Origin of the sequence: Lachnobacterium bovis DSM 14045 (genome assembly GCF_900107245.1) — a bacterium.
Taxonomy (GTDB): domain Bacteria; phylum Bacillota; class Clostridia; order Lachnospirales; family Lachnospiraceae; genus Roseburia; species Roseburia bovis.
This window is the reverse complement of the sequence record NZ_FNPG01000036.1, coordinates 1-17069: the sequence shown is the minus strand read 5'-3', so window position 1 is coordinate 17069 and position 17069 is coordinate 1. Positions and strand designations below refer to the sequence as shown.

Annotated in this window: 17 protein-coding genes and 1 pseudogene; all 18 read right to left on the bottom strand. The window is 33.5% G+C overall.

The window, feature by feature from the left end:
• Positions 1-243, bottom strand: a pseudogene (locus BLV79_RS11700) (helix-turn-helix domain-containing protein); the annotation flags it as partial.
• Positions 244-294: 51 nt separating this feature from the next.
• Positions 295-1560, bottom strand: a complete 1266-nt coding sequence (locus tag BLV79_RS11695; RefSeq protein ID WP_083354572.1) for a sensor histidine kinase — start codon at positions 1558-1560, stop codon at positions 295-297.
• A complete protein-coding gene (locus tag BLV79_RS13100; RefSeq protein WP_074719152.1) occupies positions 1491-1982 on the bottom strand; it encodes a LytR/AlgR family response regulator transcription factor in 492 nt (163 codons plus the stop codon). The genes BLV79_RS11695 and BLV79_RS13100 overlap by 70 nt, the downstream gene beginning before the upstream one ends.
• Positions 1979-2311 (bottom strand): LytR/AlgR family response regulator transcription factor, encoded by a 333-nt coding sequence (locus tag BLV79_RS13095; protein ID WP_074719150.1) that lies wholly within the window; start codon positions 2309-2311, stop codon positions 1979-1981. The genes BLV79_RS13100 and BLV79_RS13095 overlap by 4 nt, the downstream gene beginning before the upstream one ends.
• Before the next feature lie 258 nt (positions 2312-2569).
• Positions 2570-3301, bottom strand: coding sequence for a DUF554 domain-containing protein (locus BLV79_RS11680; RefSeq protein ID WP_074719148.1), 732 nt, complete (start codon positions 3299-3301; stop codon positions 2570-2572).
• Between the two features lie 271 nt (positions 3302-3572).
• A complete protein-coding gene (locus BLV79_RS11675; RefSeq protein WP_074719146.1) occupies positions 3573-4937 on the bottom strand; it encodes an ArsB/NhaD family transporter in 1365 nt (454 codons plus the stop codon).
• Between the two features lie 26 nt (positions 4938-4963).
• Positions 4964-5572, bottom strand: a complete 609-nt coding sequence (locus BLV79_RS11670) for a cytidylate kinase-like family protein (protein ID WP_074719144.1) — start codon at positions 5570-5572, stop codon at positions 4964-4966.
• A 205-nt stretch (positions 5573-5777) separates the two neighbouring features.
• On the bottom strand, positions 5778-7511 hold the full coding sequence (locus BLV79_RS11665) for a methyl-accepting chemotaxis protein (RefSeq protein ID WP_207645675.1): 1734 nt from the start codon (positions 7509-7511) through the stop codon (positions 5778-5780).
• 184 nt (positions 7512-7695) lie between these two features.
• Complete coding sequence (locus BLV79_RS11660) at positions 7696-8262, bottom strand: chromate transporter (protein ID WP_074719140.1); 567 nt, start codon at positions 8260-8262, stop codon at positions 7696-7698.
• Positions 8259-8873, bottom strand: a complete 615-nt coding sequence (locus BLV79_RS11655) for a chromate transporter (RefSeq protein ID WP_242871471.1) — start codon at positions 8871-8873, stop codon at positions 8259-8261. Before BLV79_RS11655 ends, BLV79_RS11660 begins: the two co-directional genes overlap by 4 nt.
• Positions 8833-8994 carry a NifB/NifX family molybdenum-iron cluster-binding protein gene (locus BLV79_RS11650; protein WP_083354571.1) on the bottom strand — a complete coding sequence of 54 codons (162 nt, stop codon included), beginning with the start codon at positions 8992-8994 and terminating at the stop codon, positions 8833-8835. Before BLV79_RS11650 ends, BLV79_RS11655 begins: the two co-directional genes overlap by 41 nt.
• Before the next feature lie 85 nt (positions 8995-9079).
• Positions 9080-9736 (bottom strand): thiamine diphosphokinase, encoded by a 657-nt coding sequence (locus BLV79_RS11645; RefSeq protein WP_074719138.1) that lies wholly within the window; start codon positions 9734-9736, stop codon positions 9080-9082.
• Positions 9737-9760: 24 nt separating this feature from the next.
• Positions 9761-10411 carry a ribulose-phosphate 3-epimerase gene (gene rpe, locus BLV79_RS11640; protein WP_074719136.1) on the bottom strand — a complete coding sequence of 217 codons (651 nt, stop codon included), beginning with the start codon at positions 10409-10411 and terminating at the stop codon, positions 9761-9763.
• A gap of 136 nt (positions 10412-10547) precedes the next feature.
• Entirely contained in the window at positions 10548-11426 is an 879-nt protein-coding gene (gene rsgA, locus BLV79_RS11635; RefSeq protein ID WP_074719134.1) for a ribosome small subunit-dependent GTPase A, read from the bottom strand.
• 7 nt (positions 11427-11433) lie between these two features.
• Positions 11434-13497 (bottom strand): Stk1 family PASTA domain-containing Ser/Thr kinase, encoded by a 2064-nt coding sequence (gene pknB / locus BLV79_RS11630; RefSeq protein ID WP_074719132.1) that lies wholly within the window; start codon positions 13495-13497, stop codon positions 11434-11436.
• Entirely contained in the window at positions 13491-14234 is a 744-nt protein-coding gene (locus BLV79_RS11625; protein WP_074719130.1) for a Stp1/IreP family PP2C-type Ser/Thr phosphatase, read from the bottom strand. The genes pknB and BLV79_RS11625 overlap by 7 nt, the downstream gene beginning before the upstream one ends.
• Positions 14235-14279: 45 nt before the next feature.
• Positions 14280-15326: a dual-specificity RNA methyltransferase RlmN gene (gene rlmN, locus BLV79_RS11620; RefSeq protein ID WP_074719128.1), complete on the bottom strand. Its 1047-nt coding sequence runs from the start codon at positions 15324-15326 to the stop codon at positions 14280-14282.
• Between the two features lie 84 nt (positions 15327-15410).
• Positions 15411-16739, bottom strand: coding sequence for a 16S rRNA (cytosine(967)-C(5))-methyltransferase RsmB (gene rsmB / locus BLV79_RS11615; protein WP_074719126.1), 1329 nt, complete (start codon positions 16737-16739; stop codon positions 15411-15413).
• Between the last annotated feature and the right edge of the window lie 330 nt (positions 16740-17069).

Genomic DNA, 17069 nt, shown 5'->3' with positions numbered 1-17069 from the left:
TGGATCCAATAACTCTTTAATTACATCATAAAAAGGTGTAATACAGTTATTACATTTACGGGTTTTTGATTTTTCAAATCCATTAATATATTTATCTACGGTTCTACGATCTATACCTAATTCTCTGCTTATTTGGCTTTTATTTACTTTCAAAATGCCTTCCTCCATAAATGGTTTTAATTTATATAAATCATTAACTGATTCAATCTTTAAATCTGATATGATATCTGATTTTATAATCATTGTGAGTTCCTCCTGTTTAACTCATATATCATATCATTTGTACATTTTTATTTAATATTTTTTGTACATAAATAAGTATAACTTTATACAATAGAATTCTTTATTTGAATCATTGATAACATATGTACCCCCATATTTATTCACCACTTTGATCACATTTCGTATTCCAACTCCATGGGAACTGCGCTCATAGTCCTTGCTGGTCAAAAAATCATCCCCCTGCCGTATGACAGGCTGGCAAAAAGTGTTTTTTACGGATAGTATAATACCACTTTCTTCTCGCATGAACTTAAACTTAATGACTCTTTCCTTTTCACATTTCTCACATGCTTCTATCGCATTATTCAAAAGATTTGACAACAACACTACTATATCTTTATCGGTAACTCTAATATTTGAAAGATCATTAATACGAAATACAAATACGATATGTTTACTGATTGCTTCCTGATATTTCGTATTAATCACAGCGTTTATGATAACATGATTTGTGTCTATTATATTTACAACTCCTTGTTCCTGATTGCTTACATCCCTCACATATTCTTTCAAACTTTCATATTCACCATTTTCTACCAATGAACGTATAAACATAATGTGGTTCTTAAACTCATGACTTTCTGATTTTTGCTTCTCAAAGCTCTCCTTCAGAGCATTATACATTTCCAGTTGATCCTTCTTCTGCAATTCAAATATTTCTTTTTCCTTGGCGACTTCTCCTTTCCTGACTATGTCCTCAAGAAGATAAAACACGAATATATTCATCATAATCAAGCCAAGAGAAACGATATATAGCATCCTGAGCTGGTTAGGATCATCCAGGCTTCTGAAAGAAGAAATAAAAGCTCCTATCGAAATAATAGTAAATATCGGAAACACAATAAACTTCAGCCATTCCTCATCATAAAGCATCTTATTCTTATGTCCTTTGAAAAGCCTTCTGACAAGAACCACGCACAGGAACACGAGGAGCATATCAACAATTGCAATAAAAGTGCTCAACACACCCTCTGTGTCGCTGACATTCGTTTCATCCGAAACGATCATCTGAATAAAAACGTATGCCAGATATTCCATCGCGACCAATATTCCCTGAAAAAGAAAAGCGAGGATCGGCGCTTTTTTTATTCCAAAGTCCCGCAGCAATACCATCACCATGGCTGTCACCGTGATTACGATTACTTCTTTAACCAGAAACTGTGATGACAATATTCTGCCAAGTCCAAAGTATAGTAATCCGAGGATTACTATGGCAACAGTTTTAAAAATCTTCCCTTTCTGCTCCTGGTTTTCATCAGCAAAAACATCAAAAAACATCTGGCAACAAACGCCTTTTTGACAGCTTTGAATCGTGCTTTCGGCACTATCAGTTCCTCTCCTGTGGAAATCAAAACAGTACGCGCTCCCTGCATTTTCTCACTATGTTCTTTCAATTCCATAATGTGCTTCAGATTCACCAAGTAGCTTTGATGAACACGTACAAACTTATATTCTGATAGCTCCTGCTCCATATTGTTAAGTGTTTCATACATAGTATACAATCCGACCGGTTCCTCCATAACATGTATTTTGAGCTTATGAAGACTGCTTTCTACGTATGTGATGTGCTCAATGTTGATATCTTTTTCGCATTCATTGAACACAAAATGCTTCATCGGAACGGTATAATTCATTTTTCTGATTATGGTATCCAGGCATTCATTCAATGCCTCCTCAAGGCTCTCCCAATTGTTTTTCAAAATATACCGGATAGCATCGACCTTAACCCCTCCAACGAATACTTGATATAAGCTGTCACAAAAACAATAAATACGCTTGAGGAGTATTTTCGTATTTCTTTTGCCACATCTATTCCGTCCACATCTTCCATATTTATATCAAGGAAGACGATGTCAAACCCGGAAAGTCCCGAGCTTATGGAAATAAGATCCTTCCCCGAGTCAAAACATTCTATCGAATAGTCGATATTTCTCAGTTCAAAGTACCTCTCTATATACCTTTTCATCATTTTCAGAAAAAGCTTTTCGTCGTCACAAACTGCAACATTAATCATATCACTACGCTCCATAAATAGTTATTCTCCCCACTTATTTCACTCATTTCAAACTAAGGTCGAAATATCTATAATTATTATACACTAACTTTATCACATTTTTAACCCTTGTAATCGCTTGTCAATAACTTCTATGTATTGCATGTACTGATCTCGTTTGATGTTTTTCATAAAAACAATATAACAATAAAACCTAAAGAACCCCCTCTGTAAAAAGTAAAGAATTCTTTAGGTTTTATAATTATGTTCATAGTTTATTAGTAAAATATATTTCTACGAAACGAATGGTAAAATATAATTTGCCCAAATAGCACTAATTGGCATAACTAAAATCATTGCTGGTATCATATCCGCTACTGGAAATGGGAAAAGCTTTAATTTTATCATTCTAAATCCAGTTGCCAACAATAAAAAGCCTCCACACGCCTTAAAATCAGCTATCATAATTCCGTTTGTCATTGGATATATTATACCCGCAAGCACGAACAAACACATAAATATCGCAAACTGTGGAACCGCTACTGTACAAACAACATATCCTAGAATACATGCAAAAATTAGTGCAGTAAAGAAATCAAGAATTGATTTTGCAATAAGGATGCTATGATCACCTGTCATTCCTGAAACAATTGAACCATAAATTCCTGTTCCGCTTGCACAAAATAGCACTATACATGTAACAAGTGTCGAAATATAATTCTCATCAGCTACTGAATCCATTTTTATAATTTTTGCAATGCACTTTTGCATTCCATGCGCACCTTTATTAATGTTTTCACCCAAATGCACGCATATTCCAATCGCTGTTCCTACTATTAATGAAAAAATTACAGCTGGCATATTTTTCATAAGAACTATCGAACTAATTCCCATACCCATAGCACAGCATCCGAAAACCATATTTAATTTTTCTTTAAAATCAGATGAAAACTTGTTACCTGCAATTGCACCAACAAATCCACCTAAAATAATTGATAAAGTATTAGTAATTACTCCTATTGGCATAAAAAAACCTCCATATTAAATTTTTTAACACTAAGTATCTAGTGTTAACTTATCCTTATTAATGAAAAAATAATTATAAATATTGGAAAGAACGAATTTTTATAAAAATTGATCTTTGAATTTTAAAAAAGATATGATTTAATACCTTTATAGAAATGATTGGGAATAAAAGAACCCCAAATTAACGTTATATATTGTACACTAATTTGAGGTTTCTTGCAAGATTTTTTCTTTTTTTTATTTACATTTTCTTTATTACTTTTTACTTTTTCTACAAACAATATCTGGCAATAATTATTCCCATTGATATTGTCATTACTATAATTGTGGCAGGAATAGAGGTTTTGCAGTATTTCCCCCATGTGATTAAGTATCCATTTTTTATAGCTACAGAAGTTCCGACAACATTTGCAGATGCCCCAATTGGTGTTGCTGAACCACCAACATCTGTTCCTAATGCAAGCGCCCATGCTAAAATAGATAAATCTACGCCTGCAGTCGCAGCCAATGAACGTATAACTGGAATCATCGTTGCTGCAAATGGAATATTATCAACTACCGCACTAGCAATTCCTGAAACCCAAATAATTATCGCAACCATAATTATAATATTTCCTCCACTCACCTCTTCAATGTGTTTTGCAAGAAGTTTTAAGGTTCCAGTTTCTTCAAGTCCGCTTACCACAACGAACAAACCTACAAAAAACAAAAGCGTTTTATAATCAACTTCCCTAAGAATTTCTTTTGCGTCTTTTCCTGCGGTAACAAGTGTCAACCCAGCTATAATTATTCCGATAAATCCTACTGTAAGTCCTGTTCTTTCATGTGTAACCAACAATACAACGGCTAGAAAAAAAATTATACAGCTTATCAAAAATTCTTTTTTTGAGCGAATCACTTCACGAGGCTCTGGCATAGCATTTATATCTTCTTGCGTAACTTTTTCGTGTACGAGTTCTTTATGATAAACTGCCAAAAAATAAATTATTATTACAACTAAGCTTACCATCGCAATTATTCCAGTATTTTGAATAAAATCCCTGAATGAATAATGCAACGAAGTTCCTATAATTATATTCGGTGGATCCCCACACATTGTTGCGGATCCTCCTAGATTTGCGCAAAATATTTCCGACAAAATCATAGGAATTGGATCTAATTTCAATAATTGGGCAAGTTCCACCGTTACAGCTGCCAAAAACAGGATAACCGTAATACTATCTATAAACATCGCCAAACAAAATGACATTACCATAAATGAAATCAACAAAGGAATTGGCTTATAATTTACTATTTTTGCGATTTTCATACATAGCCACTTGAAAAATCCAGCTTTTCCCATTTTCTCCACCATAATCATCATTCCCGCAATAAAAATAATGGTTTCCCAATTGATTCCTGATGTTTTTGTTTCCGTGCCTTCTTTCGAAATCCAAAAACTCATCTCATTAAAATGCTGTATATTTAAGGACCTCATAATAGCTGCCGGACTCCTCATACAAAGTCCAAACGTAATAATTATCGTAAGCAATGCCGCTCCTAGAGTTACATATTGTCTTTCTATTTTGTCCCATATAATAAAAACAAACATTGCCACAAAAATAATTAGTGCCATAACCTGTTCAATTGTTAGCATATTTTTCCCCTCTTTAATTACAGAAATTAGCTGTTTCCTATAATTTCTTTCCTCTTTTTTACATATTCTGCAATGACTTCGGCAGTTTTCTCAACACCTAGACAACTTGAATTCATGCATATATCGTAACCTTTTGAACTGCCCCATTTTTCTATCGAATATTTGTTATGATATTTGGCTCGACTCTGATCATGCCTCTTTATTTTATTACTTGCTTCTTTTTCGTCTAAACTATAAATTTTCATAACTCTTTCTATTTTATTTTTTTGATTGCCTCTGATAAAAACTTTAATGGTGTTTTCATAATTCGCCAAAACCGATTCCGCACAACGTCCAATTATTACAAACGACTCGCCTGAATCTGCTTTTTCCTTAATAAAATCAAACTGCATTTCGGCTAAATTTTCCTCAAGGGAATTTGTATGTCCCCTAACTCGTCTACTTAAAAAAGGATTAACTGTCTTTTCTTCGTACTGCTTTAAGACTTCTTGAGTCTTCTCCATACCTTCGAACATGTTATCAAGGATGTTCCTGTCATAAAAGCTAATACCAAACTTGTCCGCCAAGATTTTTCCAATCTCATGGCCACCACTTCCAAACTCTCTGCCTATTGCAATAATCAATTGTTTTCCCATAGTCTAAACCTCCTTGTTTCCCCTTCCAAAAAGATTCTTTGATTTATGTTTTCCTTTTTCGTAACCTTACTACTATATATTTTATCACATTACGCATTAGATTTCAGCTCTACCAAACTATTACAAAATCATCACAAAAAGCCCAAACTAGTAATAATAAACACTATACACTAATTTGAGCTTGTTTTTAACTTTTTATTATCTTTTATTTATTAAAACTAAAATGCGAAATCAAAACCTGCTGATCCTGTGCAAGTTCTGCTAATGTTTCAGAAGCTGTTGCAATTTCATGTGATGTTGCTGACTGTTCTTCTGTTGCGGCGCTAACTATACTCATATTTTCTGAAATTTCATCACTATGTTTATTGATAGCCTGTACGCCTGTTGCTATAAGAGTTGCCTCTCCAACAAGTGTCGAAACTGAATCGGATACAGTTGTCATCTCAGTCGAAACTTCCTCTACCATATCATTAATCTCGTCAAATACACTTCTTAACTCTTCAATTGATTTTGTTCCTTCAAGCACTGCCTCTTTACCTGACTTCATAGAGCTAACTGCTTTTTGTGTATCATTTTGAATTCCTTTGATAAGCGATGCAATTTTTTCTGTTGAATGCTGTGATTCGTTTGCAAGTTTACCTACCTCTTCTGCAACTACAACAAATCCTTTTCCGTGTTCACCTGCTCTTGCTGCTTCAATTGCTGCATTAAGCGCAAGAAGATTTGTCTGATTAGCTATATTAGCAATTGTATCAACTATTTCACCAATTTCCTGTGAACGTATACCAAGCTGATTTACAATATCTGATGACTCATTAACAAGTGTTTCAGCATTTTTAATTGTATCAACTGAAACACCAACTGACTTCTTACCATCTATAGAGCGATATGCTGCATCTTTTGTCTTCTTAGCCACCTTCGATGACTGAACTTTTACATTGTCAACCGCTGCATTAACTTTATCAAGCGACTGATTGCTCTCTTCAACTACCATAAGCTGACCGCCAATAAGTTTCACAACAACCTGTGCTGACTCGGCGACCTGTAAAGATGAACTAGCTGAATGATCTGCACTTGCTGAAAGTTCTTCTGAAGAAGCTGCCATCATCTCTGTAGACTCGCTTACTTTTCTCAATAATTCAGCCAAATGCACTTTCATATCATGAAGGGAATGCGCCATGATACCAAATTCATCCTTCCTAGCAAACTTTCTGTCACTAAGACGAAAATCTCCATTTTTCATTTTGTCTATTTCTATAATAAAAATTTTAACAATTTGTTTTATGTCAATTATTATTATGACACTTAAAAACACAAGTATCAATAGACAAACCAAGGTAAGTATGGTATTTAATTTCAACTGCGCCTCACTTTGCTCATCAGTTTCTTCTTTAAGTACAGATGCATTATCTTTTGCAAGCTGTTCTAATTTTTCTAACCTCTCATAGAGTTCCTGTGCTTCAGCCTTTTCTAATTTCTTATAATTTTCCCAAGCTTCGTCAAATTTACCCTCATCTACCAGTTTATTTGTTTTCTCAATTCCTCCTTTGAAATTTTTATATGCTGCTTCTGTATCTGGGACATGTACTTTAACGTTAGCCGTCATATTAGCAAGTACTAGATATTCAGACCATATTTCTTCATATGATTTAATAGAATTCTCAAGATTATTTTTCACTTGTGTATCCGATGAATCAAAAATCCGTTTTACTATACGAATCTGTATCATTCTCATTTCATTGTTCTCTTTAGCAAGAAGCTGGGCTGCTTTCATTTTACGATTATACATATTGTCCATATCAGCATCAGCTTTTTTTATGGAATATACACCCGATATTCCAAGTGTCACCATTCCTATAGCACCAATTAATACTAGTGTCAACAACTTAACACCAAGTTTCATGTTCTTGATAAGTTTCATGTGTGTTAATCCTTTCACAAAAAACTTTTGGGATTTTTCTTATTATAGTCCATCACAACATTAGTTTTACTTAATTTTGCATCTTTTAGTGTCAATAGGTTCAAATAGCTATAGCTTACAATTATCCGCTTTGTATATCGGATTTTTTTTTAATAAAACAATCGAAAAAACAAGAAACTTTTACATAAAAATAGGATTTTCTTTAAATTCCATATACTACAACACCTAAAACTGCTGAAAAAGCAATAAACAATATAGGAGATATTTTATTTTTTAATACTAATCTGCTTCCGAAATACATTACTGACAAAATAAAAGTGATTATCATTGGTAATGCATTTGGAGTCGATTTGTACAACGAAGGTACAACATTCTTTAATATCATGCAAGCACCTGTAGCTGCTATTATTCCTGTGATGCATGCCTTTAATCCTCGAAGAATTGCCTGAACGTATTTATTTTTTTCCAAAAATCTTCGCAGAATAACCGTTATCAGCAAAATTATAAGAAAAGCTGGAAGAGTTACAGCAAATGTTGCTATTATTCCACCCAACATTCCTGCTTTTTGAGCTCCAACGTATGTAGCAAGATTAACCATTATTGGTCCTGGTGTACTCTCTGCTATAGCAATCATATTTGTTAATGCTTCTTCATCCAGCCACCTATACGAAAGAACTACATCTCTTATCAATGGTATTGCTGCATAAGCACCTCCAAACGAAAACAAGCCTACTGTTAAAAATCCGATAAACAATTCTATATAAATCATTGTTTTGCACCACCCTTCTCAGATGGCTCACCCTCAATCAAAAACATCACTAAGCTCACTACACCTGCAATAAACATAAGTAAAATTGAAGAAAAATTCAATCCAAATATGCTAATTAAAACCACTGCTAAGAAGGAACATCCCATAATAGCACAAGGAATGACCTTCTTTTTCATCTTTATAAACATATTAATTCCAGCATCAAGAATAAGTATTCCTACTGCAATTCGTATTCCTTTAAACGCATTTTTTATCCATGATATTTCAAGGAAACTATTAAGACAAACTGAAATCAAATATATTATGATAAACGATGGCAAAATAACACCAAACGTTGCTGCTATAGCCCCTAATATTCCTTTTTGCTTATATCCAACATACGTTGCGCAATTGATTGCAATAGGTCCAGGTGTTGTTTCTGCTATCACAGTGACATCCATCATTTCAGCATGAGTAATCCACTGCTTTTGTTCAACACATATATTCTCAATTAACGGAATCATCGCATAGCCGCCACCAAAAGTAAATGCTCCGATTTTTGCAAACGTAAAAAAAAGATTCAATAACATATTAATGGCATTTCCCATGTCCGCATGTGTGACCCTCTCCATTTGTTCCTAGAATTTGTGTATTAACGACTTTCCCGTCCTCGATATCATACACCTTAAATTCCTCTGTTCTACCAAAATGTCCGAACACATTTCCGTTATCATAAGTTACTGCTACTCTCATTATTCTTTCTCCTTTATCATTAATTTCTGCTTTTAAATTATTTCTTTCTTTGTCAATTTAAATATTATTATTTAATTCAAAATTTCTAATCAACTGACTCGATTACTAACATGATGCCATCATCAAATGAGATAACCCCATAGTCGTCTACTATTTCATTACTGATTCCTAATGCATTAAAGCCACCCATTGTATAATTATTTAATGAATATTTAAATCCTTTTAACGTTACATTTTTTACTTCTGGAGTATATGGAATCAGTGAAACATAATGTTGTGGCATCTCGTGCTGGTGCTTAATCATGAAATTATGAGCATTTTGTATCATTTGAACTTTATTTTTACTATCTTGCATTATAATTGGGATATTCTTCTCTAGACCAATTCCAAGCAAGGATATATTTGCTAGTAAATGATCTATTCTACCACCAGTTGCTCCAAACAAATATATCTGACTTGCTCCATTGTCAATTGCATAATGAATTGCATGTTCTGTATCTGTATCATCCTTCATAGGATTTAATGTCACCCATTCAATATTACTTTTATTTATAAAGAATTGTTTTGAACTACTATCAACAGAATCAAAATCACCTATAATAACATCTGGTTGCATGTCAACTCTCCTAAAAAAATCCAAGCCAGCATCAACGGCTATTACTTTATCAAAATTTCTTTCTTTTATGATTTTTTTTACGTAGTTGTCACATATTTCTCCACCAGTTACTATAGCCCAATTCATTATTTATTCCTTCCGTTGTATAATTTAATTAATTCTTTCTAAGAATGCCTTAACGTTTTCTTCAATGTTGCCATTAAATACCGCACTTCCTGCCACAAAAACATTAGCACCTGCATCTAGTACACTTGTTACATTGTCTTTATTGATTCCACCATCAACTTGAATATCAATGTTATATCCGTTTTCATCAATCATTTGTTTAAGTTTTCTAACTTTTTCAATTGTATATGGGATAAGTTTCTGACCTCCAAAACCTGGATTTACTGTCATAATTAATACCATATCGACTTTTGGTAAAACCCATTCAATTGCTGATAATGGTGTAGCTGGATTAAGCGCAACGCCTGCAAGTGCGCCTTGTTCCTTGATAAATTCTAATGTTCTATCTAAATGTTTACATGCTTCTGCATGAACTGTAATTATATCTGCTCCTGCTTTTGCAAAATCTTCAACAAATCTAATTGGCTCTTCAACCATTAAATGTGCATCTATTTTTCTTTCTGTGCACTTTCTGATTGATTTTAATACTGGTGCTCCAAATGAAATATTTGGTACGAAACTTCCGTCCATTACATCAAAATGGACATATTGTGCTCCTGCTTTATCTATTGTTTCGATTTGTTCTCCTAATTTTGAAAAATCAGCTGATAAAATTGATGGTGCTAAATAGTTCATTGAAATTTCTCCTCATGTTACCTTGTTATTTTCTTGTTGTTTTTTATTTTTGTTATTTTGTTATTGTTTTCTTGTTGTTTTGTTATTTTTTCACTATTGTTCGTAGAAGCTTATTATCGCTTTGAATACCATAATTCTAGTATTTGCGAACGTTTTTTAATTCTTCATATAACAACTTATAGTTGTCATAACGACTCTGTGATATTTTACCGCTTTCTAATGCATCTTTTATACCACAACTTGGTTCACTTATATGACTACATCCATTAAACTTGCATTGTGGTTCATATTTCACAAATTCTGGAAATCCTCTCCACAAATCTTCTTTTTCACATTCTGTTATGTAAATTGATGAAAATCCTGGTGTATCCATAATATATGTATCTTCTTCGATTGGAATAATCTGTGAATGTCTAGTTGTATTTTTTCCTCGTTCTATCTTCTGAGAAATTGCTCCTGTCTCCATAACTGTATGATTTTGAAGCAAATTGATTGTAGAAGACTTGCCAACTCCCGAAGGGCCTGCAACTGTTGACGTTTTTCCTCTGAGAACATCTTTTATCTGTTCAATATTCTCTTTGCATTTTGCACTAGTAAACAAAACCTTATAACCTGCTGACTCATATATTTGAGCAAGATTATATTTAGTTTGCTCATCTACCAAATCACTTTTATTAAAACAAATTGTAACTGGAACATTTTGTAGCTCCATCATTACTAAAAATCTATCTAATAGATTTAAATTAGGATCGGGCTTAGCTGCTGCAAAAATAACTAAAGCCATATCAATATTTGAAACGGCTGGTCTAATTAATTGATTTTGACGTGGTAGAATTTTTTCGATATTTCCTTTTTTCTTACCCTCGTCAAGAATTTGAATTTCTACATTATCACCGACTAATGGTTTGATTTTGGCTTTTCTAAAGGCACCTTTTGCCTTACATTCATATAAGCCAGCTTCTGCTACATGAACGTAGTAGAAGCCAGCGATTCCTTTTATTATTTTTCCTTGCATTTTGCACCTATTGTTCCTTAGTAAATGTTACATATGACGCAGAACCTTCTGTTGATGTTGAACCGTCTGCATGTCTCCATGTTACCTCAAGTCGACCTGTACCTGTTGTTGATGATATGCCCTTTTTAGAGAAGACTATCTGCTGTGCATCTGTTAAATTATTATTAGTTGCTGAACCAACAATATTTCCAGATGAATCTTTTAGATAAACTGTAACTCCTACAACATTTGAAGGTTTTGTAAGTACTTTCTCATATGAATATGTACTTGCTTTTTGCTCTGTCTCTTTTCTACCCATACTTACTGTTAGCTCAATTGCTGTTCCTTTTTGGACTTTTCTTCCGCCCTGAACACTCTGAGAAATAACATTACCTTCAGATACTGTATTGCTGTATTCCTGTTTAATAGATACATCTAAACCAAGTCCACTTAAAGTAGATGTTGCTTGATCTTTGTTAGTTCCTACAACACTTGGTACTGTTACAGATTCAACACCTTGACTAATTGTAATAACAACCTTGTTATTCTTCTGAGTCTTTCTACCTGATGCCAAAGACTGTTTAATTACCTTACCACCTGGCACACTATCGCTGTACTCATACTTCTTTTCAACTGTCAAACCTGCATCCATAAGGATTTTTGATGCATCACTTTCTGACTTGCCTACAACTCCTGGTACTGTCACTTCTTCCTTTTCACAGATGACAAGCTTTACAGTAGAACCTGCTTTAACTTTATCTCCTGCTTTTGGATCTGATTCAATTACGCAACCTTCTTCTACTTCTGAATCTGCTTTTCTCTCAGAAATCTCAACATTTAAACCTAATTTTTTAAGTTCTCTTTCAGCGTCTTCATACTTTCTGCCTGTTACATCTATCATTGTAACGTCTTGCTTAGTTGTATCTGTTTTTTCTGTCTGTGCCTTTGTTTTCTTTTCTGTATTTTTCTTTCCGCCAAATTTAACAAATCCTAGCATATTCAAAATAAGATAAATAATAACAATAACGATAATAACAGCTGTAATAATACCCATAATTGTTATTGCCTTATCCATTTTGGGATTCATGCTTTCTTCATCCTCTTCTTCTAGCGAAAGATCATCGTCATCAATATGCTCTTTTTCAACTATTTCGTTGTCGTTTACAAGAGGCTCTTTTTTTATTTCATCATTAATCTGCTTAATCTCATCCTGGCTGATTACTTTTGTTTTAGCATTCTCATCTAGAGGTACCATCTGTACAAAATCCTCATTAGGAGTTACTAATGATTTGCGTAAATCCTGAATCAATTCATTTATACTTTGATATCTTCTATCTGGATTCTTTTGAGCACATTTTTGAATTATTTTTTCAATGCTTATTGGCAAATCTTTTACGTACTCACTAGGGCTTACCATCTCATCCTGTAAATGTTGTAAAGCCACTGATACTGTTGTATCTCCGTCAAATGGCACACGCCCTGTAACCATTTCATACATTACAATTCCTAGTGAATAAATATCACTTCGTCCATCAACGAACCCATTACGAGCTTGCTCTGGTGATGCATAATGAACTGATCCCATAACATCAGCACTTACTGTATTAGTTGATGCAGCTCTTGCAATACCAAAATCCGTGACCTTAACTTTACCTTCAGTCGAAATAATGATATTTTGTGGTTTGATATCTCTATGTATGATATTTTTATTATGTGCAGCTTCTATTCCTTTAGCAATCTGAATTGCAATACTTACCGCTTCTTTGTAAGTCAAACACCCTTTTTTCTCAATATAAGTCTTTAATACAATTCCTTCTATGTATTCCATTACAATATAATGTAAGCCCTCTTCACTGCCTACATCATATATATTTACAATATTTGGATGTTCTAAGCTAGCAGCAGACTGTGCCTCTGTGCGAAACTTAGCAACAAAATTCATATCCTCTGAAAACTCTGCTTTTAAAACTTTAACAGCGACGTAACGATCTAATACATGGTCTTTTGCCTTGTATACATCTGACATTCCGCCTGCTCCTATTTTTTCAAGTATTTCATATCGATCTGATAAATACATGCCTTCGTTTAACATTTTTTCACCTCATCAGAAAATGGTTTAATTATTATAGCTGTAATATTATCCTTACCTCCATTTTGATTTGCGAATCCAATAAGAGTCGATATTTGTTCTTCTCCGCTATCATGGGAACATATTATATTTTTTATATCTTCATCATCTACCATATTGGTCAAACCATCAGAGCATAATAAAACTATGTCATTGTCATCTAGTTCTACTTCAAAAAAATCTATTGCAATGTCTTCAACGACACCGACCGCGCGCGTAATTACATTCTTATCTGGATGATGCTTTGCATCATTTATTTTAACTTTACCAGTTCTAACCATCTCTTCAACTAGAGAATGATCCCTTGTAACCTGCACAATCTGTCTGTTTATAATATACAACCGACTATCGCCTACATTGGCAACATACATCTTGTGACCAACTATTGTTGCACACACTAATGTTGTCCCCATCCCTCTTCTACTTTCATTGCTTCTAGACTCTTCTAAAAGTAAACTGTTAGCTTTTTCTATTGCTTCTTTAATCAAAGAAACCGGTTCAGTTTGAGAACTTTTTAAAATCGATGCCACTACACGCTCTACTGTATACTTAGACGCATACTCACCCGCATTGTGTCCACCCATTCCATCTGCTACGATAAACAAATTTGGTAAATTGCCTAACTCTACATCAGATGCGAAATAATAGTCTTCATTTTCTTTTCTCTGTAATCCTGTATCTGTCATGGGAAACGTCTTCATAAATCCGTATTCCTTTCTGCCGAAATACACTAATTCTAAATTATTCTATGTTGTTTCTTTTCGATCAATATATTTCTTACGAAGTTGACCGCATGCTCCGTCTATATCTCGGCCCATTTCTCTTCTAATAGTAACATTTATTCCATTTTTTTCAAGCTTATTCTTGAAAGCCGATATAACTTTTGCATTAGATTGTACATAATCTCTTTCCTTAATTGGATTAACCGGAATCAGATTAATGTGACAATTGATATTTCTAACTAAAGCAGAAAGTTCTTTAGCATCTTCATCTGTGTCATTTACGCCACCTACTAAACTATACTCAAAAGTGATTCTTCGATTAGTTACTTCTACATAATATTTACATGCATCTATAACTTCACTAATATCGTATTTGTTTGCAATTGGCATAAGTGATTTTCTTTTTTCTTGGTTTGAAGCATGTAAAGAAAGCGCAAGTGTTATTTGCAACTTCATATCTGCTAACTGCTTCATTCTAGGTACTAAACCACATGTAGAAACCGTAAGATTTCTTTGACTGATATTTAAACCATTTTCATCCGTTAATAACTCGATAAATTTAATCAAATTATCAAAGTTGTCCATTGGTTCTCCAGTACCCATAACTACAACATTTGAAATTCTTTCTCCAATATCTTTACCAATCTGGTAAATCTGATCTAACATCTCGGCTGGCGTAAGGCCTCTTACTAATCCATCGAGTGTCGATGCACAAAATCTACATCCCATTCGGCAACCTACCTGCGATGATATGCATACCGAATTACCATGCTTATACTTCATCAGAACACTTTCTATCACATTTCCATCATCTAATGCAAATAAATACTTTCTTGTTCCATCTATCTTGGAAATTTGTACATCTATCTTTTTTAAAGCAGTCAAATGTGTGTTTTCTTCTAACTTCTCTCTAAGTGCTTTAGAGATATTACTCATATCATCAAATCTATCAACACCCTTTTGATGTATCCATTGATAAATCTGTTTGGCTCTAAATTTCTTTTCGCCAATTGATTCCATATAAGATATAAGTTCTTCTAGGTTCATAGACTTAATATCTGTCTTTTCCATTGACCTATGTCTCCTTGTAACTGATTTAACTTAGTATATATTAAATTAGTATATACTTATAGTTTACTATTTATTTATAAATTTTTAAAGAGTTCTATTGAATTTTGCTATAAAAAATCCATCATGCCATTGTTCACTTGGAAAAATCTGCTTCATTTCTACAAGTTTCATCTGAGGATAATTATCTAAAATCCACTGAACATTTTTTTCATTTTCATCCGGATTTATAGTACATGTGCTATAAATCATTGTCTTTCCTGGCTTAACGTAGTTAACAACTTTAGATAGGATTTCTTTTTGTAATTGACTTAACTCTTTTTGTTGTTCAAGTGACATTCTATAACGAATATCTGGTTTCTTAGCAAGAACACCTAACCCAGAACATGGCAAATCACAAATCAAAACATCTGCTTTATCAATTGCATTTTCATCTAAAACAGTTGCATCCCATTGTATAGCCTTCACATTAGTCGCTTTGTGACGCTTGATATTTTCTTCAATCAATCCTACTTTATACTCTGTTAAATCTCTCGCCTCAACCATGCCTGTTCCATCTAGCATTTCTGCTATATGAAGACTTTTGCCACCTGGTGCTGCACAAACATCGATTACATAATCATTTTTTTGTGGCATAGCGTACTCAGCAACCATCATAGAGCTTAAATCCTGTACATAAAATTTTCCTTCTTTAAATGCTTCAATTGAATTTAAATAATTGAAGTTTTCTATTTCAAAGGCATAATCACCAAGATTTTTATTCTCTTCATTTGGTTTAATTGGTGTGACTTTTATGTTTGCCTTTTCAAGTTCTTCTTTTAATTTCTGTGGTGTAGTTTTGTTTAAATTAGTCCTGATTGTAAGCGGTTTTTGAGTATTTAAATTATATAAAATGTCTTTTGTTTTTTCTCTGCCATAAGCATCTATCCACTCTTTTACTATCCATTCTGGCATAGAATAGCAAACTGATAAATATTTGACCGGTTCTTTATTTTCATCAGGATACTTTATCTCGTCCTTATTTCGTGCGATATTTCTAAGTACACCATTTACAAAACCAGACAACTGCTTGAATTTTCTTTTTTTGGCAATCTTAACTGCTTCATTACAGACAGCTGAATCTGGAACTGCATCCATATATAATAATTGATACACACTCATCCTTAGAAGTGTTCTGATAAGTGGTTTCATTTTTTTCGCTTTTACTTTTGAAAACTGATTAATTATATAATCAATTTTTATCAAATTTTCTAAAGTTCCTTCTGTAATTCGAGTTATAAAGGCTCTGTCGACTTTGTCTAAGTATTGATATTTTTCAAGAACTTGTCTTAAAACAATATGTGAATACTCTTCTTTTTCAATTATTTCAATCAACATATCAAGGATTAATTCCCTGGTATTTACATTATCTGCCACTTTTTAACCTGTTATGAAGTGACCTTTGTCAAGTGTAAATTGCAAAAATCACCACATTTCCTTTCTTTTAAATTTTAACACTGGGTACAGAGGTAGAACCTCAGACTAACAGTCCCCGGCCTTGGCCACTCTGTTATACGTGGATTGGTTACCAACAGGTCAATGGTCCGCCGTGAATCTTGCCGTCTCCTAGCGTGAATCAAAATATATATAATATAATGTCAACAGAGGTTAATCGCAAATAATTCGGACCTTAGAATGCTCCAAGGCTCTACCTCTGTATCCAGTGTTGATTAGTTATTTTTAGCAGATAAAATCTGACACAGTCAG